This window comes from Collinsella sp. AM12-1 (genome assembly GCF_003472325.1).
Taxonomy (GTDB): domain Bacteria; phylum Actinomycetota; class Coriobacteriia; order Coriobacteriales; family Coriobacteriaceae; genus Collinsella.
The window spans coordinates 25446-44796 of sequence record NZ_QRLS01000015.1; the positions used below are offsets into that span (position 1 = coordinate 25446).

16 protein-coding genes are annotated in these 19351 nt (G+C 59.4%); 6 read left to right on the forward strand and 10 right to left on the reverse strand.

Translation table 11 applies throughout. The features are described 5' to 3' along the window. Positions 1 to 29: 29 nt before the first annotated feature. Complete coding sequence (locus DW136_RS07940; protein ID WP_117629872.1) at positions 30 to 653, forward strand: HAD family hydrolase; 624 nt, start codon at positions 30 to 32, stop codon at positions 651 to 653. A 322-nt stretch (positions 654 to 975) separates the two neighbouring features. Here the strand turns inward: DW136_RS07940 and DW136_RS07945 are convergent, their stop codons facing one another. Continuing rightward, positions 976 to 1833: a class II fructose-bisphosphate aldolase gene (locus tag DW136_RS07945; RefSeq protein WP_117629873.1), complete on the reverse strand. Its 858-nt coding sequence runs from the start codon at positions 1831 to 1833 to the stop codon at positions 976 to 978. Between the two features lie 335 nt (positions 1834 to 2168). On the opposite strand from DW136_RS07945, the gene DW136_RS07950 reads away from it, so the two are divergent. Then, on the forward strand, positions 2169 to 2972 hold the full coding sequence (locus DW136_RS07950) for a DeoR/GlpR family DNA-binding transcription regulator (RefSeq protein ID WP_117629874.1): 804 nt from the start codon (positions 2169 to 2171) through the stop codon (positions 2970 to 2972). 59 nt (positions 2973 to 3031) lie between these two features. Here DW136_RS07950 and DW136_RS07955 read toward each other — a convergent pair whose 3' ends face one another. After that, on the reverse strand, positions 3032 to 4192 hold the full coding sequence (locus DW136_RS07955) for an FprA family A-type flavoprotein (RefSeq protein ID WP_233540576.1): 1161 nt from the start codon (positions 4190 to 4192) through the stop codon (positions 3032 to 3034). A gap of 129 nt (positions 4193 to 4321) precedes the next feature. After that, positions 4322 to 5308 carry a LacI family DNA-binding transcriptional regulator gene (locus DW136_RS07960; protein ID WP_118206363.1) on the reverse strand — a complete coding sequence of 329 codons (987 nt, stop codon included), beginning with the start codon at positions 5306 to 5308 and terminating at the stop codon, positions 4322 to 4324. Between the two features lie 383 nt (positions 5309 to 5691). Here DW136_RS07960 and DW136_RS07965 point away from each other — a divergent pair, with 383 nt between their 5' ends. Then, positions 5692 to 6897, forward strand: coding sequence for a galactokinase family protein (locus DW136_RS07965; protein WP_199580213.1), 1206 nt, complete (start codon positions 5692 to 5694; stop codon positions 6895 to 6897). Continuing rightward, positions 6888 to 8516, forward strand: coding sequence for a UDP-glucose--hexose-1-phosphate uridylyltransferase (locus DW136_RS07970; RefSeq protein WP_233542277.1), 1629 nt, complete (start codon positions 6888 to 6890; stop codon positions 8514 to 8516). The genes DW136_RS07965 and DW136_RS07970 overlap by 10 nt, the downstream gene beginning before the upstream one ends. 242 nt (positions 8517 to 8758) lie before the next feature. On the opposite strand, the gene DW136_RS07975 is transcribed toward DW136_RS07970, so the two are convergent. From DW136_RS07975 to DW136_RS08005, 7 genes are all read right to left on the reverse strand, one after another. Further along, positions 8759 to 9694: a hexose kinase gene (locus DW136_RS07975; RefSeq protein ID WP_118289367.1), complete on the reverse strand. Its 936-nt coding sequence runs from the start codon at positions 9692 to 9694 to the stop codon at positions 8759 to 8761. A gap of 56 nt (positions 9695 to 9750) precedes the next feature. Continuing rightward, positions 9751 to 10632: an aldose 1-epimerase family protein gene (locus DW136_RS07980; RefSeq protein ID WP_118289368.1), complete on the reverse strand. Its 882-nt coding sequence runs from the start codon at positions 10630 to 10632 to the stop codon at positions 9751 to 9753. A gap of 378 nt (positions 10633 to 11010) precedes the next feature. Further along, on the reverse strand, positions 11011 to 11535 hold the full coding sequence (gene lacB, locus DW136_RS07985; RefSeq protein WP_006234831.1) for a galactose-6-phosphate isomerase subunit LacB: 525 nt from the start codon (positions 11533 to 11535) through the stop codon (positions 11011 to 11013). 63 nt (positions 11536 to 11598) lie between these two features. Continuing rightward, positions 11599 to 12027, reverse strand: a complete 429-nt coding sequence (gene lacA / locus DW136_RS07990; protein ID WP_006234830.1) for a galactose-6-phosphate isomerase subunit LacA — start codon at positions 12025 to 12027, stop codon at positions 11599 to 11601. Between the two features lie 307 nt (positions 12028 to 12334). Continuing rightward, positions 12335 to 13306 carry a hypothetical protein gene (locus DW136_RS07995; protein WP_118289369.1) on the reverse strand — a complete coding sequence of 324 codons (972 nt, stop codon included), beginning with the start codon at positions 13304 to 13306 and terminating at the stop codon, positions 12335 to 12337. A gap of 298 nt (positions 13307 to 13604) precedes the next feature. Then, the gene (locus tag DW136_RS08000) at positions 13605 to 13943 is read right to left on the reverse strand and encodes a PTS lactose/cellobiose transporter subunit IIA (protein WP_089572387.1); all 339 of its coding nucleotides are present in this window, start codon (positions 13941 to 13943) and stop codon (positions 13605 to 13607) included. 214 nt (positions 13944 to 14157) lie between these two features. Next, the gene (locus DW136_RS08005) at positions 14158 to 15162 is read right to left on the reverse strand and encodes a LacI family DNA-binding transcriptional regulator (RefSeq protein WP_118289370.1); all 1005 of its coding nucleotides are present in this window, start codon (positions 15160 to 15162) and stop codon (positions 14158 to 14160) included. 357 nt (positions 15163 to 15519) lie between these two features. On the opposite strand from DW136_RS08005, the gene DW136_RS08010 reads away from it, so the two are divergent. Both DW136_RS08010 and lacG read left to right on the forward strand, forming a co-directional pair. Then, positions 15520 to 17295, forward strand: a complete 1776-nt coding sequence (locus DW136_RS08010; RefSeq protein WP_118289371.1) for a lactose/cellobiose PTS transporter subunit IIB — start codon at positions 15520 to 15522, stop codon at positions 17293 to 17295. Between the two features lie 66 nt (positions 17296 to 17361). Next, on the forward strand, positions 17362 to 18801 hold the full coding sequence (gene lacG, locus DW136_RS08015; protein WP_118289372.1) for a 6-phospho-beta-galactosidase: 1440 nt from the start codon (positions 17362 to 17364) through the stop codon (positions 18799 to 18801). Positions 18802 to 19351: the final 550 nt, after the last annotated feature.

Sequence of the window (19351 nt, forward strand, 5' to 3'; positions counted from 1 at the left end):
GCAGGCAAACAACAGAGAGGAGCAATCATATGAAGCACTTTGACCATATCGTATTTGACGTTGATGGGACATTGGCAGATACAGAAGAAAGCGTTCTATCATCGCTTGTCCAGATTGTCCAAGAAGAGACCGGCAAAACGCTCCCCCGACACGAGCTTGAATTTGCCCTCGGCATACCCGGCAAGGATGCCCTTGAGAAACTTGGAATCTACTCGCAGGCAACGTTGGATCGCTGGTGCCAAGTTGCCGCCAGCTTTAAAAGCACCATCAGCGTGTTTCCAGGTTTGCTTGAAGTCATCGCAACACTCGCCGATAGCGGCTGCAAACTTGGCATCGTCTCCTCACGTGCGCGCGACGAATACACAAAAGAAATTGCACCCCTTGGTTTCGATAAGTATTTTGAGCACATCATCCTTGTCGAAGACACAACCGAACATAAACCCGCACCCGCACCCATGCTCGAATATCTCCGGCGTACGGGCGCGAATCCTGGCAACGTCGTCTACGTTGGCGACACCGTCTACGACGAACAATGCGCAACTTCGGCAGGGGTCAGTTTTGCCAGAGCGGCATGGGGATCACACCAAGACATCCCAAACGCCACCTACAACCTCAAAACCCCCAACGACCTACTAACCCTAACAACCAAATAACCCACGCGTCCCACCCTTTCAGCCCCAACACCACAAGGGCGATTGAGCAGAACGGCTTGGGCGGGTCCCCGTACTTAGTTTCCAAAATCATTCCGCAGCGCGAAGGCTTCTTATTATTTTCCGCCCTAACGCCACAAGGGCGACGACCTCGAGTAGGTCAACCTGGGAGGGACGAGGGCTTAGTTCCCCAATCTTTCCGCAGGGGGCAAAAAGCCTCGCCGCACGAAGTGCGCAGCGAGGCTTTTTGCATGCCCGAGGACGATTGGGGAACTAAGCCCCCGTCCCTCCCCGGGATATGTAGCGAGTCGGAGTACCCTTGCTGTTACTCTGCCTTGCCCACAGAGTTGAGGTTGGTCATGCGGATCTTAACCAGCTCGGTGATCTCGCGCATGCCCTCCTTGGCCGGCTTCTTGGGATCGAAGCAGGCGGGGTTCTCGGCCATGTAGGCCATGAAGCCCTTGGTGAAGGCCTGACGCAGCTCGGTAGCGTAGTTAACCTTGCAGATGCCGTTCTTCACGGCCTCGGCAACCTGCTCATCGGGCACACCGGAGGTGCCGTGCAGGACCAGCGGCACGTCGACGGCGTCGCGGATGGCCTTGACCACGGACTGCTCGATGTGCGGATCGCTCGTGTACACGCCGTGGCTGGTGCCAACGCCAATAGCGAGGGAGGTGCAGCCAGTGCGCTCGACGAACTCCTTGGCCTCGGCAGGATCGGTGTAGGGGCTCTCGCCCTCAACCGCGGGACCGTCGTCCTCCTTGCCGCCGACCTTGCCGAGCTCAGCCTCGACGGGCACGCCCATGGCGCGGCCAGCATCGGCGACGGACTTGGTCAGGGCGATGTTGTCCTCGAAGGACTCGTGCGAGCCGTCAATCATAACGGAGGTGTAGCCCGTGCGGAAAGCCTGCATGCAGCGGTCATAGCCATCGCCGTGATCGAGGTGCAGAGCGACGGGCACGGAAGCGCGCTCGGCGGCAGCCTTGACCATGCCGTAGAAGTAGTCCAGACCAGCGGTCTTGATGGTGCCCGGGGTGGTCTGCATGATGACGGGGGACTTGGTCTCCTCGGCAGCGGCCAGAACGGCCATAACAAACTCGAGGTTCTCGACGTTGAACGCGCCGACGGCGTAGTGGCCGGCCTGAGCGTCCTTGAGCATCTTTTCGGTGGTAACAAGTGCCATGAGCGTTTGCTCCTCTCCCTCGCCCGCATCTGGACATCGGGCGTAGTTGTTCACAAGGCGTTTTACCTTGCGTTTTGCTGCGCTCATTGTATGAAATTCAGCGGCTTTGCACGTGCGAGATATTGTCATCGCGCGAGGTTCAACCTTCATTTTTGAAAAGCAAACGGAAGGGATCGAACCCGAGCGCGCGTGTTCGATATTGAGTTTTGAGCCTTGATCGTCTTTCTTTTATAGAAAAGATAAGTAATCGAAAGGTATTTTCTTACTCAAAAAGAAAATGAACGAAAATAGAGTCAACACAATTCCTGCAAATTTCAGACGATGATGGAGCAGATATGGCCCACGCAACAACCCGAGCTTTCGCCGACGAGCGTCGTTCCGCCATCATGGAGATGCTCGATCATAATGCCTCGGTGCAGGTAGCAGAAATCGCCCAGACCTTTGGCGTGTCCTCCGTCACCGCCCGAGCCGACCTGGACGCGCTCGCCGAAGCAGGCAAGCTGCGCCGCACGCATGGCGGTGCCGTATCGCTCCACAAACGCCTGACCGTTTCCACGCAGGATCGCCGCATCAATGTCAACGTCGCCGCCAAGCAGGCCATCGCGCAAAGCGCCATTGAACTCGTCGGCAATGGTGACACTCTGCTCGTCGACTCGGGCACCACAGCGCTCGAGTTCGTCCGGCTCCTCGACCAGCGCGATGGCATCACCGTCATCACGGCCGACATTACCATTGCCGATTACATCGACGAGAGCATGCCCTTAGTCGATGTCGTCATGCTGGGCGGGGCACTGCGCAAAGGCCATCGCTATCTGCACGGCCCACTTACCATGCAGGCGCTCCAAATGGTCCACGCCGATCTTGCCGTCATGTGCCCTGGCGCTTTTGTTCCCGGCTGCGGCTTTACGACCGACTTTCCGCAGATGGCCGAGACCAAAGCGGCTATGGTCGGTGCCGCTCGTCAAAGTGTCGCCCTCATGGACGCCAGTAAGGTCAACGGACGTGGCATGTACCGCTTTGCCGAGCTGACCGACGTCAACGCCATCGTAATGGACCGTGACCCCGATCACGCCGTCGCCATCTCAATCGCCGAGATCGCCGACGACACCCGCCCAAATCTCGTCATCGCCGGCGCTTAAACAAAACCCACCACAAAGGTCTCCTTTGTGGTGGTTGAGCATCAGAAGTGAATGTGTCGCTACTTGGACAGCTCGTCGGCGAGAACCTCGATCTGAGCGCGCGAGGCGTCGTTGAGCGAACCCAGGACGGTCACCTTATTCTGCGTCAGCGTGATGTCTTTCATACCCTCGAGCTCCTTGGTCATAACCTTAGCGGCGGCAGGTGCCCAGGAACCGGCCTCGACGAGCGCCACGGTGCGGTTCTGGTAGGCATGCTCGGCGAGCGTGTGGATGAAGGTGCTCATAAACGGGAAGATCTCGCCCTGATAGGTGATGGAGGCGAGCACCAGACGGTCATAGCGGAACGCGTCCTCAACGGCCTCGGCCATGTCGTCGCGAGCCAGGTCAAAGACGGAAACCTTCTGGCCGCGAGCCTCAAGCGCAGATGCAAGCTCCTCAACGGCAGCCTTCAGATGGCCGTAGACGCTCGCGTAGGCAATGGTGATGCCCTCGTCCTCGGGCTGATAGCTCGACCAGGTGTTGTAGGTGTCGAGGTAGTAGCCCAGGTTCTCGGTCAGCACGGGGCCGTGGAGCGGGCAGATGATCTGGATGTCCAGATCAGCGGCCTTCTTGAGCACGGCCTGCACGAACTTGCCGAACTTACCAACGATGCCAAAGTAGTAGCGGCGAGCCTCGCAAGCCCAACCCTCGGGATCCTCGATGTCGTTAGCGCCAAACTTGCCAAAGCCGTCGGCACTAAAGAGCACCTTGTCGGTAGACTCGTAGGAGAAGATCACCTCGGGCCAGTGAACGTTGGGGGCGCCGACAAACGTTAGGCTGTGACCGCCCAGATCGAGCACGTCGCCCTCTTTGACGACCATCTTGCGCTCGGGGTAGTCGGTGCCAAAGTAGTTGACCATCATGCGGAAGGCGCCCATGCTGGCCACAATCTGTGCCTGGGGATAGCGCTCCATAAAGGCGGCGATGCCGGCGGAGTGATCGGGCTCCATATGGTGAACGACCAGGTAATCGGGCGTGCGACCGTCGAGCACGGCTTCGATGTTACCGAGCCACTCGTCGACAAAACCGCCGTCGACTGAATCGGCGACAGCAATCTTTTCGCCCAAGATAACGTAGCTGTTGTATGCCATACCGTTCTCGGACACATCGTACTGGCCCTCGAACAGGTCAATGTCGTGATCGTCGACGCCAACGTAGCGGATATCCTTGGTGATCTCCATCAGGCAAAGCCTCCTAGATAGACAAAAGAACCCGTCTATCATAACACTCGGCTGCATCCCAACAGCTATCTGCCGGCATCCTTACCGATTGTTATTGAAATGCGATAAATCGCCGTTTATCAGCACAAACTATGCGCGCGGTATCGCCGTGCTATGTCGAATGATGAGTTGTCCGGGAATACGAATGGCAACGGTTTTGTCCGCCGCACCCGCCTCGGGAACCGCATGCTCGAATACCTCGCGTCCGCGCTGATGTAGATCGAATCGCACGGTCGTGAGCTCGTTGTGTGCGACAAAATCATCGAGCGAATCGTCGACGCCCACCACGCTCACGTCCTCGGGCACGCGCAAGCCGCTATCGCGCAGCGCTGCAATAGCGCCGTTTGCCATCTGGTCGTTTGCCGCGTAAATCGCCGTCATGGCGCGGTCATGCTCGGCCAGGTACCTGCCGGCCTCGTAACCGCTGTTAGCAGACCAGTCGCCCTCGAGCGGCTCTGCCGGCTCGATGTGTTTACGCTCGAGCGCATCCTGCCAACCGGCGCGACGAAATTGCTCGTCGACCGAGAACGACGGGCCGCCAATATAGCGAATCTGCTCGTGCCCCAGCTCAAACAGATGGTCCATAAGCAACAGCGAGCAGCCGTAATGGTCGGAATCGACTGTGGTCACGCGCGGATGCGCATACATGGTAACGATGACCGTGCCAATGCCCGGCAGTGGATCAAACGTCTCAAAATCGGGCGCCATACGGCTCATGCCGATGATGATGCCGTCCACGGGCAGCGCAGCCATACGACGCGTTGCCTCGGCAAGCGAGAACTCCTCGGTCTTGGACATCTCGACCAGCGTGATGGCGCAATTATGCTCGCGAGCAGCGCTGGCGATGCCGTCGATCATTGAGAGGTTGCCAAACTTGGTGACATCGTTGACGCACAGACCGACCGAATGGTAGCGGCCGTCGCGCAGCGAGCGACCGGCATAACTCGGACGAAAGCCGAGCTCTTGCATAGCGGCTTGCACGCGCTGGCGCGTCTGCTCGTTAACGTTGGGCAAGCCGTTGGCGACGCGCGAAACCGTCTGCTGCGAAACGCCAGCAGCGCGGGCGACGTCGGCCATGGAGACCGGACGCGTACCTGTATCGTTGGACGGGCGCCTTGCCACAGGATCACCTTCACCCTTGCGAGATCTGAATAGCGTGCATGCCGGCCCGGGCAGAAACACACCCCGCGCCGAAGCCCGCTATCGTCGAACGCATGTTAACGTACTCTACTTTTTCAATCCGCAACTCTTCTGCTCTATAAGTCCATACGGCAATACCGTTCACGGCTGAATTTCTACCGATTACCAGATTCTCAAAAAGTGATAAGTGTTGTGTTATGAGTACGTTAACATAGCCCGTAACGTGCGGCATCGTGAACACTTGGTTCATGCCGCTTCAAGTTGTTAACGTACTCATAACGACGCAAAACTCACCCGTGCGCGCCAAGGAAAGGACTCCCATGACCACCCCCGACGAAAAGACATTCGCCGCCCTCACCAAGCTGTTTGAGGAGGAGTTTGGCCCCATCGGCGACCGCCAGGTGCTCTATGTGCACGCGCCCGGCCGTTCCGAGATCAGCGGCAACCACACCGATCACGAGGGCGGTCACGTTATCGCCGGCTCGCTCGATGTCGCCGTCGACGGCATCGCCGTGGCAACCGATTCCAACAAGGTCCGCGTCGCCGACGAGGGCTACCCCACGTTTGAGATTACCCTCGACACGCTGAATGTTCAGGAGTCCGAGAAGGGCACGTCCGCAAGCCTCGTGCGCGGTATGGCCCACGAGGTCGCAGCGCTTGGTGTTGAGCCCCAGGGCTTCGACTTCGCCTTCACCTGCTCCGCCCCCTCGGGTGGCGGCCTTTCCAGCTCTGCCGCCGTCGAGGCCGCGTACGGTCGTGCCATGGAGGCACTCTGGGGCGCGCCCGCCATTGAGCCCGTCACGCTCGCCCAGATGAGTCAGCGCACCGAGAACAACTACTACGGCAAGCCCTGCGGTCTGATGGACCAGGCCGCTGTGTGCCTGGGCGGCCTTGCCTACATGGACTTTGAGGACCAGGCCCAGCCTAAGACCCAAAAGCTCGAGCTCAACTTTGAGGATCACGGTTATGCGCTTGTGCTCGTTAAGGTTGGCGCCGACCATGTGGCAGCTACCGACGACTACGCCGCCGTTCCGCGCGAGATGCAGGACGTCGCCGCCGAGTTTGGCAAGGCACGCCTGTGCGAGGTCGACGTTGCCGACTTTGACGCTAAACTCCCCGAGCTGCGCGCCAAGCTGGGCGACCGCGCCTGCCTGCGCGCCGTTCACTACTGGTACGAGAACGGCCTGGTCGACAAGCGCTGGGCAGCGCTCAACGCTGGCGACATTGACCAGTTCCTGGCCCTGACGCGCGAGTCCGGCGCCAGCTCTGCCATGTACCTGCAGAATGTCGTTGCCAAGCTGGGATCTGAACAGCCTTCCATGTATGCCTTGGCGCTGGCCGAGCACGTGCTCGACGGCCGCGGCGCCGTTCGCATTCACGGTGGCGGCTTTGGTGGCACCATCCAGGCCTTCGTGCCGCTCGATCTGGTCGACACCTTCATTGCCAAGATGAACGGCTGGCTGGGCGAGGGCTCTGCCCGTCACTACGCCATCTCTGACAAGGGGGCTTATGCGGCATGGCTGTAATGACCGACGTGCGCGAGGCTGCGCAGAACCTGATCGAGTACGCCATCCACCGATCGATGATCGGCCAGGACGATCGCATCTGGGCATACAACACCATTCTGGAGTGCATCGGCGTTACGGGTCCCGCGCTCGATATGGCCTGGGCGCTCCAGGTTGAGAAACTCTCGCTCTTGCACCCCAATACCCTGCCCGACTTTGATCTTGAAGGCACGCTTGCCGCGCTTTCCGAGGCCGCCGTTACCAACGGTGCCGCCGAGGACACGGCGTCAGGCCGCGACCGCATCGCCATGCGCATCATGGGTGCGCTCATGCCGAGGCCTTCGGTTGTAAACGAAGAGTTCAACGGACGTATGGGCGTCAACGAGCCCCGCGCCGCGACCGACTGGTTCTACGGCCTGTGCTGCGACGCCGGCTACGTGCGCCGCGCCGCCATCGCGCGCAACATCAAATGGAGCACCCCCACCAACTGGGGCGATCTTGAGATCACCATCAACCTGTCCAAGCCCGAGAAGGATCCGCGCGATATCGCCGCGGCAGGTGCCGCCAAGAACACGGGCGAGAAGTATCCCGCCTGCCAGCTCTGCATCGAAAACGAGGGCTATCCCGGACGCTCCGCCGCAGCCGACGGCGGCGCTCACCCCGCTCGCCAAAACCTGCGCATTATCCCCATCCAGCTCAACGGCGAGCGCTGGGGCTTCCAGTACAGCCCGTACGCCTACTTTAACGAGCACTGCATTGCCATGAGCTCCGAGCATCGTCCGATGCACGTCGACCGCAAGGGCCTGACTTGCCTGCTCGACTTTGTGGACCTGTTCCCGCATTACTTCATCGGCTCCAACGCCGACCTGCCTATCGTGGGCGGCTCGATTCTGTCGCACGACCACTTCCAGGGCGGCGCGCACGAGTTCCCCATGATGCATGCCACCGAGGTCTCGCAGTTTAGCATGCCCGGTTTTGACCAGGTCACCGGCACTGTGCTGCAGTGGCCGCTCTCGGTGCTGCGCCTGCGCTCGCATGACCGCGCTCAGCTGCTCGACGCTGCCGAGAAGATTATCCTCGCCTGGCGCGAGTGGACCGACGAGTCTGTGGGCGTTATCGCGCACACGGCCGACGGCGTAGCGCACAACACCGTGACGCCCGTCATCCGCCGCGTCGACTCCCGCGGCAACGCCGGCGGCGAGATTTACGAGGCCTACCTGGCGCTTCGCTGCAATATCACGACCGACGAGCATCCGCTGGGCGTTTTCCACCCGCATGCCGAGTATCACCACATTAAGAAGGAGAACATCGGCCTGATCGAGGTTATGGGCCTGGCTATTCTTCCGCCGCGCCTGGTTCCCGAGCTCGGCGCTGTCCGCGAGCACCTGCTGGCAGCCAAAGCCGATACCAGCTACGACCTTGCCAGTGCGCTCGAGGGCGACGACCTTTGCCGCAGCCATGCCGCGTGGGCCGAGGACGTCTATGCCCGCCGCGCCGACGAGCTTACGGCGGATAGCGCCATCGGCATCCTGCACGAGGAAGTCGGCGTAGTGTTTGGCCACGTGCTCGACAACGCCGGCGTCTTTAAGTGGGATGAAGCCGGCCGCGCCGCCCAACAGCGCTTTATCGACTCGCTGTAATGATTCCTTTGGGGACGGAGGAAAACGGATCATTTCGTCTTCAAGACAACGGCGCCCGCCGGCAACATTGCCAGCGGGCGCCGTTTTTGCGTGTAGTCATTGGGGACGCTCTTAAACGACTAGTCAAACAAGAACGTCCCCAACGACTAATGACTCGAGCGTGGAAAATCTCCCACTTTGAGCTCGCATGGGCACCAAAAGCAGGAGATTATCCACGCTCATTCTATTAGGAGTCGCAACCGCTACAACTCTACGACCTCAACGTTGCTGTAGATCTCGTCCCAGCGGTCCATGACCAGGTGGCCGGTCTTGGGATCCATGGCGTTGAGCTTGCCGCAGGTATTGGCGGTCTTGAGCACCGTGACGTCGTCGGCACCAGCAGCAATGGCATGCGCAAAGCCGGCGATGGTCGAGTCACCGGAACCCGTCGCGTTCACAGCCGCAATCGCGGGCGTCTTGGCGCGGAACGCGCGGCCCTCATGGAAGCCCACCGAACCGGCAGCGCCCATCGAGACGACGACCCAGGGAATACCGGCAAAGCGGCCATCGGCGGCAAGCGCCTCGCGCAGGGCATCGACATCATCGGTCGTAAAGGACGTACCCAGCAGGCCGTTAATCTCGGTCAGGTTGGGCTTCACGAGCTCAGGCTTAGCGTCAGATTCCAGCGCAGCCTCCAGCGATGCACCCGAGGTGTCGAGCAGCACCTTGGCGCCCGCCTCCTCGGCGATCTTGACGAGCTCGGCATAGTAGCCAGCATCGACGCCGCGCGGCAGCGAGCCCGAAAGCGTCACAACATCCGCCTTCGCTGCAAGCTCGGCGAACTTAGCCGTAAAGGCCTCGAGCTCGGCGGGAGCGATCTGCGGGCCGCTCTCCAGCAGCTCGGTCTGATTGCCCTCGTGCAGGATATTCAGGCAAATGCGCGTCTCACCGGCGATGGGCACAAAGTCGTTCTTGACGCCGTCGGCATCCATAAGCTCGGCCATATAGGCACCCATGTGGCCGCCGAGCAGGCCGGTCGCGAGCACATCGTCGCCCAACTGCAGCAGCACACGGCTCACGTTGAGGCCCTTGCCGCCAGCGGTCTTTTCAGGCGTCACGCGGTTCACGTCGTCGATGATCAGCTTGTCGAGTTGATAGCGCGTATCGATCGACGGGTTCATGGTAACGGTCAGAATCATGCTGAACTCCTGTTTCCGGGGCACGACACGCGCGGCCCCAAACATACGATAACTCGTTAAAGGATCTCGATCTCAAAGCCGCGGATGACGGTCTCCCCTGGCTTGGCCACCAGGCAGCCACGCTTGTGCTCCAGAATATCGTCCTCGTCGGAGCAGGTGGACAGACCACCCCACGGCTCAACTGCCACAAAGTCGCCCTCGGGCTTGCTCCACACAATCAGGTACGGCATATCGGGGAACGTCAGGCGCACGCCCTTGTCCTCGGTTTTCTTGGTCAGCGTAACCACGCGGCTCTCGAGCACGTCAAAGATGGTCTCCGCGAAGTCGAAGAGTTCGTGGGTAAGCGGCAGGTTCTGGCCGATCATGGGGTTCTTGCTGCGATGCTCAACATCAATCAGGCCCGTCGAGGGAACGGCGGTACAGAGCTCGGTGGCCTCGCACCGCTCAAAACGAAGCTCATAGTCGTCATAGGACTCGCCCTCGTCGAGCGGGCACTTAAAGCCGGGGTGACCACCCACAAAGAACGGCATGTCCTCGGTGCCCTCATTGGTCACCTCGTACGACACGGCCACCTTTTCCGAATCGATCGTGTAACGAGCAACGATCTTAAACGGATACGGGTACTGCTCGAGCAACTCGGCATGGTCGGCAGAGCTTAGGCTCAGCGCAACCATGTTGTCGCCCTGCTCCTCGAGCTTCCACTCCTGTTTGCGCGCAAAGCCGTGGCGAGCGAGCTCGACCTCGCGGCCGCCCATGGTCATCGCGCGGCCGTCACGAAGGCCACCGCAGATCGGGAAGCAAATGGGTGCCTGGCCCGACCAGACCGAAGGATCGCCCTGCCACAGGTACTCGCGACCGCTGGCTTTAATCGAAGTGAACGATCCGCCAGCCGTGCTCAGCGCCACACGAATAGAACCGTTATCAAGAACAAACTCCATAGGAGCCTTCCCTTTCTTACGACAGCCCGCCAAGTCAATAGGGCTGATAGAAAACCGACCCGCGCCCCCTCACAGAAACGCGAGCCGTCAATTGAAAAGCTGCAGAATGCCGGGGACCGCCAAGAGCAAAGCACTCAAGCCAAGCAAGCAAACGTGTTATCGGAGCAGCTAGCCGAACCAGAACGCTTCCCAACAACAGCGGCAACCCTGCTGGTACCCCCTACGTCAGCGAGCGGCGCTCAGGTGCCCCAGGTCGCCGCGAAAGAGGAGCGACGCGTACTTCATGTACGCGAGCGACGGTTTGAGCGGCGAGATGGGGTGCCTGAGCGCCGCGCAGCGTCGACCCGTTACGCGGTTTGGCAAAACCGCGTAACCCCACTAGTCGTGGTATTCGCCGCGGTCCCACTTCTCGAGGAACTCGTCAAAGAAGTGCGGGTCAGCCTGAGCCTCGGCGTCGGCCTTATTGCAAGCGTCAATCTTGGCGATCAGGGCGTCGTGCTCGGGAGTCTTCTCGTAGGGCTCCTCAAGGAAGGCAAGCATAATGTCGGCCATCAGGAACTCACCGGTGATCTTACCGCCAAAGCCCACGATGTTGGCGTTGAGCTCGCGACGGGCATACAGGGCAGAGGTCATGTCGCGAACCAGGGCGCAACGGGCGCCGGGAACCTTGTTGACGGCGTTGGTGATGCCGATGCCGGTGCCGCACAGGGCCACGCCAAAGTCGGCCTTGCCGCTGGCAACAGCCTCGCCCACGGCCTTACCGTAGATGGGATAGTGCGTACGGGTGTGGCTGTAGGTGCCGCAGTCGAGCACCTTGTAGCCAGCCTGCTCCAGGCGGTCGGCCAGATAGATCTTCTCGTCCGTAACGATATGGTCGCAACCGATTGCGATGGTCTTCTTCATCAGAACGTCCTTTCGTCTGAATTCACAAGTTGAGGTAGAAGTTCGAGTTCTCGGTGGCTCTCGTTAGGCCATCTTGTTGAGCATGTCGACACGGATCTGGTGACGGCCGCCGGCGTACTGGGCGCGCAGGAACTCGCGGGCGATCTTCTTGGCGACCTCGGTGCCCACAACGCCCGGGCCCATGGTGACCATGCGCGAGCCGTTGTGCTCGCGGGTCATGTAGGCGGAACGCTCGTCGGAAATGTTGGCGACGACCATGCCCTTAATCTTGACGGCGGCCATATAGGAGCCGACGCCGTACTTATCGAATGCGAAGCCCTGGGAATCCTTGTGCTCCAGCAGGTCCTTGGCAACGGCGGTCGCGGAATCGACAAAGTCCGCGGCAGGGGTCTCGGAATAGTCGACGACCTCGTGACCGTCGGCGATGAGCATCTCCTTGATGGACTCCTTCATCGACATACCGTCGGCATCGGAAGCGATTACAACCCTCATGACATCCTCCTTGAGAGATACGCAGGTGCGTAGTTTCTGTTTGGAAGTGTTGAATCGCGTTCAGGTCCGGGCATCTGAATGTGCGGTTCTTCACTGTTCATGTTTATTTGAACACATTCGAACATCAACTGCAACAATTATTTGTTTGTCTTTGTTCTATTTTGAACAAATACCATTCACGGATGATTGGCGACCGTTTGAGCCCGGCGCAGACGTAGCGACCATGTGTTCAACAAACAAAAGGGCGGCCGAGAACGTGTCTCGGCTGCCCTTCTTACGGTTGATCTTCCAAAGATCGCTTTGCCGCCTACTCAGACTGCCCGCTCTTCTTGGCATGTTTGGACGGAGCGCTCAGAAAACGACCCGTCAGATAGTTCGCGGGACCGGAGATATCGATCCCCAGCAACACGTGTCCTAGCCATAGGAACGCCACGAGCACCAGTAGAGGAATCACGCACGAGGTCACGATCATCACGATGACGCCTTCGATCAGATCGGTCACCTGCCGCACGATCTCGTCGGTCATCTGCTTGGCACCACTGGTTACCGACGTGACCAGGCTCGAGGCCCCGTCAGTCAACTGCTCGAGTACGTTTTTGGACTCCGTGGCCTCGGACTTTTTCTTGCTTGCTTTGGAGTTATCGCTGTCTGCCGCACTCGCAGCGTCCGCTGCCTTTTGCTCAGCTTGCTCAATACTTACGCGATACGTTTCATCGACCTTCTGCGACACCCATACGCTCGCGGGCACAAGCGCCATGCCGATCACGGCAACCACCAACACGCGCGTCGCCACACGGCGCAGGACGGCGCTCGTGCTCCAGCGCCCGTGAATGCCAAGCGACACCGCAAAGAGCGCCAACGCAAACGGGATTAAGATGCCCAAGCCAACCGACCACAAAATAGTCAGCAGATATTTCTCGAGGTAGAGCACGGCAAGCACGATGCCCAAGTTGCCCGAAAGCTGTGCGAGCTGCTCAGCGACCGGCGTACCCGTATCACCCGGCAGCGCGGTAATGCCCGCAGACAGCGCCACGCACGAGGCCGTGAGCGCCAGTACGTTACCTTTCTTTTGGTCGATAACCTCGATGGTGGAGTCCCAAGTCTTGGTATCGGCAAAATGCGGACGAGCCACAAAGCCCGACAGCAAGGCCAGTACCACGAGCGCAACGATGATACCGATCTGCAGCTTTTTATTTGCGCACACGACATCGGACAGGCTGGGCTGCAGCTCGGTTACCGTCGTGTGCTCGGTTATCTGGACAGGACGCCCATGAGCCATCTCGTGCGCGTCTCTTTTTTGTATTGACCCGTTATCCGGCATTTGGATACCTCCTCAGTCCGGCGTTTAATGTGAAAGGAAGTATACCCACCCAGCGAAAAACCGAACGGCAAGACGAACGGGCACCAAGACTGTCCCCAATGACTATTTCGGGATGAGTTGCGGTGGAATAGGGATTGTTTTGCGCCCGCCGGTCCCTATTCAGTCCCTATTTCACCGCAACTTGGAGGAGTGCAGAAAAAGCCCTGCCGCGGGTAGCGGCAGAGCTTTTGGAAGGGGACTTGGTTGTGAGAGCTCGTTAGGCGAGCTTAGCCTCGAGTGCGGCGATGCGCTTATAGGCATCGATGGTAAAGCGGGTCTGCTTCTCCAGGATCATGGTGGTCATGAGAGTATCCTGAGCGTGAGCCATGATGAAGGTCATCTCCATCTCACCGCCGCCGGCCTCCTGCGAAAGCAGCTTGGTCTGCGTGTCGTGGGCGCCGATAAGTGCATCGCTGGCATCCTTGTGCAGCTGCTCGGCCTTCTCAAAATCACCCTCGCGAGCAGCATCGAGCGCTGCAAGCAGATCGGTCTGGGCGTCGCCCGCGTATGCGACAATCTCGAATCCAACCATCGAGATTTCTTCTTTGGTTGCCATATTGCGTTCCTTTCACATATGAACCAACGGAGAGCATCGCGTCCGGGCATACGCGCTGCGCTGTGTATGGCAGGAACATTAACATTCAAACAAAAAAGAACAGCGCAAAACGTAATTTCGAGCTGTGAACGGTTGCTTTTCACCCGTGAACGGTTTTTAAACCAATCTGAACATTCTCGAACACAATTAGCGGCAACCCAAACAGGTCCGCACCCTAGCGTACATCGCGCACCGTATCGCCCTCGACGAGCACACCCGGAAACAGCATGTGCTCCACACCGGGTGCAGCGCCCTCGACGCCGGCAATCTTGTCGACCGCCCACATGCCGACGCGCTTGTTGTCAAAGCGCACCGTAGCCAGGCGACGATCGGGCACGATATCGCCCAAACTATCGTCAACACCCACCACGCTTACGTCCTGGGGCACGTGCTTCCCGCGCGACTCGAGCCCGCGAATGCAGCCGTAGGCCATGGCATCGTTGGAAGCATAAATGGCTGTGCAGTTCGGATCGTCCGCAAGCACCTGGCCGGCGGCATATCCGCTCTGTGCCGTCCAATCGCCACGGACGAGTCGCGGCGGCTCAATACCATGCGCGCGCAATGTCTCGCGCCAGCCCTCCTCGCGACGCATGCCCGAAAGCGAGCGCTCGGGACACGAGATAAAGTGCACGGTCTTGTGCCCCTGCTCCAGCAAGTACTCGACAACCTGACGCGAGCAATCGAACTGGTCGTTATCGACTGTTGAACAGAACGGGTGCTCCAGCATGGTAACGAGCACCGTCTGCATACCGGGCAGCGGCTCGAAGGTGCCAAAGTCCGCCGGCATGCGATTCATGATCACAACCATGCCATCCACCGGCAGCGCGCTCATGCGCGACGATGCGCTCTCGAGGGTATACGGATGCCCATCTACTTTAGTGAGGGTGATGGCATAGCCATGTTTGTCGGCCGCGGCGGCAAAGCCCTCCATACGGTCGAGGTTGCCGGTGCCGGTAATGTTGAACATGGCGACGCCGACAGTCTTAAACTTGCCGCGGCGCAGCGATCGACCGGCAAAATTGGGGCGATACCCCAGCTCGCGCATGGCGGCACGCACGCGCTCCTTGGTCTCGGGGCGCACGCTGGGCGAATCGTGCACCGTACGCGAGACTGTCTGCTCCGAGACGCCCGCGAGACGCGCCACGTCCTTAACGGAAACCGATTTTTTAACAGCGGCCATAGGTCGATCTTTCTATGTCAACGATGCCATTGGTGGCACCCTACGCAGTCAAATGAAACGTCTTTAAGTATATCTAACGCCTCCTCCGCCATACGCTCACCACCCAAAACCTACCGTTCACCGACATTTTTGCTTCCCCGAACGGCTTTTGTAGTCCAAATGTTAACGTTGCCATTGTGCAAACACAGAGCCACCGGGCGGCTCAAACGTTTACGCATAAGGAATCGACGGTTCGCAGGCACAGGAACCATCAGTTCGCGTCTTTTTTTGTGTCGCAAAATGGCAACGTCAACATTTTGGCAACCGAACGCCAAAAGTTACCATCGTTGCTAACCCACCGACTCTTAGGAGCATTGCATGGAGCAACTCATCGCCATCATCGAAAAGGGCCAACCCTTTTTCAACGCGATCGCCCGCAACAAGTACCTCAAGGCGATCCGCGACGGCTTTATCTCCGTCATCCCCATCATCATCTTCTCGTCCATCTTCTGCCTGGTAGCCTCGGTCCCCAACATCTGGGGTTTCTACTGGCCCGATGACATCAACAACGCCCTGTGGAAGTGCTACAACTACTCCATGGGCATCCTGGCCATCGCCTGCGCCGCCACCACGGCCAAGCACTTCGCCGACGCTCAGAACCGCGACTTGCCCAAGAACAACCAGATCAACTTCATCTCGTGCATGTGCGCGGCCATCATCGGCTTCTTGCTCCTTTCGAGCGACACGATCGCCACGGACGCCGCCAGCGGCTTCAACACCACCTATCTTGGTTCCAAAGGCCTGCTGACTGCCTTCATCGCTGCATTTGTGACCGGCATCATCTACAAGTTCTTTATTAAGCGCAACATCACCGTCAAGATGCCCGAGCAGGTTCCGCCCAACATCTCGCAGACCTTTAAGGACATCATCCCCTTCTCCGTCTGCATCACCGTCTTTTGGGTCTTTGACATCGTCTTTCGCGCTGCCTTTGGCTTCTGCTTTGCCCAGGGCGTCATCCAGGTGTTCCAGCCCCTGTTCACCGCCGCCGACGGCTACATCGGCCTCGCTGTGATCTACGGTGCCATGAGCCTGTTCTGGTTCGTCGGCGTCCACGGCCCCTCGATCGTCGAGCCCGCCATCGCCGCCGCTCTCGTTGCCAACATGACCGACAACCTGGCTGCATTCCAGGCCGGCGAGCACGCCACCGCCGTCCTGACGCAGGGAGCCCAGTACTTCGTCGTCTGCATGGGCGGCACCGGCGCCACGCTCGTCCTGGTCTTTATGTTCTGCTTCCTGGCCAAGTCCCAGGAGATGCGCGCCGTCGGTAAGGCCGCCATCGTTCCTGTGTGCTTTGCCGTCAACGAGCCGCTGCTGTTCGCCGCACCTATCGTGCTCAATCCCGTCTTCTTTGTCCCGTTTGTCTTTGCCCCGATCGCCAACATCTGGATCCTCAAGATCTTTATCGACTTCTTGGGCATGAACGGCTTTATGTACACCCTGCCCTGGACCGTCCCCGGCCCCATCGGCACCATCATGGGCCTGGGCTTCCAGCCGCTCGCCTTTGTGATGCTCGCCATCATCCTAGTCATCGACTTTGCCCTGTACTACCCGTTCTTCCGTGCCTATGACGCCCAGAAGTGCGCCGAGGAGGCCGAGATCTCCCAGGAGGAGCTCGCCGCCAAGAACGCCGAGAAGGCCGCCAAGCTCAACGACGCCTTCCAGGGTAAGGCCGACGCCAAGAGTGTTGCCGCCGGCGCTGCCGCCGAGACCGTGAAGGCTGACGCCCCCGCCGCTTCCGCAGCACCCGCTGCCGAGGCTACGACCGCCAGCGACCTCAACGGCAAGCGCGTACTCGTGCTCTGTCAGGGCGGCGGCACTTCGGGCCTGCTCGCCAACGCGCTGGCCAAGGCCGCCAAGGAGCGCGGCATCGATCTTGAGACCGCCGCCGATGCCTATGGCAACCACGTCGACATGCTCCCCGACTTTGACCTGGTCGTCCTGGCCCCGCAGGCCGCCAGCTACCTGGCCGACCTGCAGAAAGACTGCGAGCGTGTGGGCAACAAGTGCGTCGCCTGCCGCGGTAAGCAGTACATCGAGCTCTCCCAGAACGGCGACAAGTCTCTCGCCTTCGTAAGCGAGCAACTCTCGAAGTAAGTAACGCTCAGGGCCAGCCGACCATCCAAGACCGGCTGGCCCTTCGATTTAGACGATTGGATCATCATGTCCGTTAACCCTGCTAGCGTCACCAACCCGCCTGCGCAGTTTCCCGAGAACTTTGTCTTTGGCGGCGCCACCGCTGCCTACCAGGTAGAGGGCGAGACCCGCACTCACGGTAAGGGCAAGGTTGCCTGGGACGACTTCCTGGAGGCCCAGGGCCGTTTCTCTCCCGATCCCGCTTCCGACTTCTACAACCAGTACCCCGTCGACCTGGAGCTGTGCGAGGAGTTCGGCATCAACGGCATTCGCCTCTCCATCGCCTGGAGCCGCATCTTCCCCAACGGAACCGGCGAAATCAACCCCGAGGGTGTCCAGTTCTACCATGACCTTTTCGCCGAGTGCCACAAGCACCACGTTGAGCCGTTTGTCACGCTGCATCACTTTGACACGCCGCTGCCCCTCTTTGAGAAGGGCGACTTCCTCAACCGCGAGACCATCGACGCCTTTGTGGACTTTGCCACCTTTTGCTTTAAGGAGTACGCCGACCAGGTGACCTATTGGTTCACCTTTAACGAGATCTGGGCCGACGCCTCCAACACCTACATCGAGGGCACCTTCCCCGGCGGCGTCAAGGCTCATCTGGCCGAGGCCTTCCAGTGCGAGCACAACATGATGCTTGCCCACGCCAAGGCTGTACTGGCCTTCCACAACGGCGGCTTTAAGGGCAAGATCGGCGTCATTCAGTCGTTGGAGTTCAAGTACCCGCTCAACGAGAACGACCCCGCCGACATCAAGGCCGCCAACAACGAGCACGTGCTGCAAAACCAGTTCCTGCTCGACGCCACCTTCCGCGGCGACTATGCCCCCGACACCCTCGAGTGCGCCAACCGCCTGGCTGCCGTCTCGGGCGGCACCATCGAGATCCTGGACAAGGACCTCGAGATTATGCGCGAGGCCGCGCTCTACAACGACTACCTGGGTGTCAACAACTACCAGTGCCGTTTCCTCAAGGCCTACGACGGCGAGAATGACCTGCACCACAACGGCACGGGCGAGAAGGGTACCGGCCGCTGGCGCGTCAAGGGCATTGGCGAGCACGTGAACAAGCCCGGCATCCCCACCACCGACTGGGACTGGATCATCTATCCCGAGGGTCTGTTCGATCTGCTCGTCTACATTAAGCAGCGCTACCCCAACTACAAGCAGATCTTCATCACCGAGAACGGCATGGGCTACAAGGACCCCTACAAGGACGGTTTTGTGGACGACCAGCCGCGCATCGACTACATCGAGCAGCACCTGCGCTGGCTGCTTAAGGCCATGGAGGTGGGCGTCAACGTGGGCGGCTACTTCCTGTGGAGCCTGCAGGATCAGTTCTCCTGGACCAATGGCTACAACAAGCGCTATGGCTTCTTCTACGTAGACTTTGAAACCCAGAAGCGCACGCCCAAGGCAAGCGCCTACTGGTACAAGCACGTGGCGCAGACCCGTCGTCTGGACTAGCGACTTGCAGTTGGCGTAATTGCCCTGCTCACATAACTTGTCCCCATTTCTCAACCGGGGTCGGCACGTCACACGGCGCGCCGCCCCCGGTCTTTTTTGTTTTTGAGCGAGTCAGAATCCGTTTGTCTCGATCTGTAACATCTAGCCGAGTTTTTCGGTCCTAACTGTTACAGATTGAGATGAAAGGGACCGACCAGGCCGAATTGTCTCAATCTGTAACACTAAAACCGGTTTTGGGCGTCTACCTGTTACAGATTGAGACAAACGTACCGGCCAATCCTCTCAATCTCAATCTATAACAGTTAGCCGGTTATTTCGCCCCCACCTGTTACAGATCGAGATGAATAGATTAGACCTAGCCGAAAAATCTCAACCTGTAACACGTAGCCGAGTTTTTCAGTCCTAGCTGTTACAGATCGAGACAAACAGGCCGAGCAAGCTACACCCGTAGGTCTTTCACGCTGGAGCATTCGACCAGCACGCCCGAAACAAGCGTACGGCTTCTGGAGCGGTACCGTCAAGATTCTTTCGCAAATTGATCGAGGCGGCC

Coding starts and splice junctions, on each gene's coding strand:
- DW136_RS07940 (WP_117629872.1), top strand. CDS start 30: ATGAAGCACTTTGACCATATCGTATTTGACGTTGATGGGACATTGGCA.
- DW136_RS07945 (WP_117629873.1), bottom strand. CDS start 1,833: ATGGCACTTGTTACCACCGAAAAGATGCTCAAGGACGCTCAGGCCGGC.
- DW136_RS07950 (WP_117629874.1), top strand. CDS start 2,169: ATGGCCCACGCAACAACCCGAGCTTTCGCCGACGAGCGTCGTTCCGCC.
- DW136_RS07955 (WP_233540576.1), bottom strand. CDS start 4,192: ATGGAGATCACCAAGGATATCCGCTACGTTGGCGTCGACGATCACGAC.
- DW136_RS07960 (WP_118206363.1), bottom strand. CDS start 5,308: ATGGCCGACGTCGCCCGCGCTGCTGGCGTTTCGCAGCAGACGGTTTCG.
- DW136_RS07965 (WP_199580213.1), top strand. CDS start 5,692: ATGACCACCCCCGACGAAAAGACATTCGCCGCCCTCACCAAGCTGTTT.
- DW136_RS07970 (WP_233542277.1), top strand. CDS start 6,888: ATGGCTGTAATGACCGACGTGCGCGAGGCTGCGCAGAACCTGATCGAG.
- DW136_RS07975 (WP_118289367.1), bottom strand. CDS start 9,694: ATGATTCTGACCGTTACCATGAACCCGTCGATCGATACGCGCTATCAA.
- DW136_RS07980 (WP_118289368.1), bottom strand. CDS start 10,632: ATGGAGTTTGTTCTTGATAACGGTTCTATTCGTGTGGCGCTGAGCACG.
- lacB (WP_006234831.1), bottom strand. CDS start 11,535: ATGAAGAAGACCATCGCAATCGGTTGCGACCATATCGTTACGGACGAG.
- lacA (WP_006234830.1), bottom strand. CDS start 12,027: ATGAGGGTTGTAATCGCTTCCGATGCCGACGGTATGTCGATGAAGGAG.
- DW136_RS07995 (WP_118289369.1), bottom strand. CDS start 13,306: ATGGCTCATGGGCGTCCTGTCCAGATAACCGAGCACACGACGGTAACC.
- DW136_RS08000 (WP_089572387.1), bottom strand. CDS start 13,943: ATGGCAACCAAAGAAGAAATCTCGATGGTTGGATTCGAGATTGTCGCA.
- DW136_RS08005 (WP_118289370.1), bottom strand. CDS start 15,162: ATGGCCGCTGTTAAAAAATCGGTTTCCGTTAAGGACGTGGCGCGTCTC.
- DW136_RS08010 (WP_118289371.1), top strand. CDS start 15,520: ATGGAGCAACTCATCGCCATCATCGAAAAGGGCCAACCCTTTTTCAAC.
- lacG (WP_118289372.1), top strand. CDS start 17,362: ATGTCCGTTAACCCTGCTAGCGTCACCAACCCGCCTGCGCAGTTTCCC.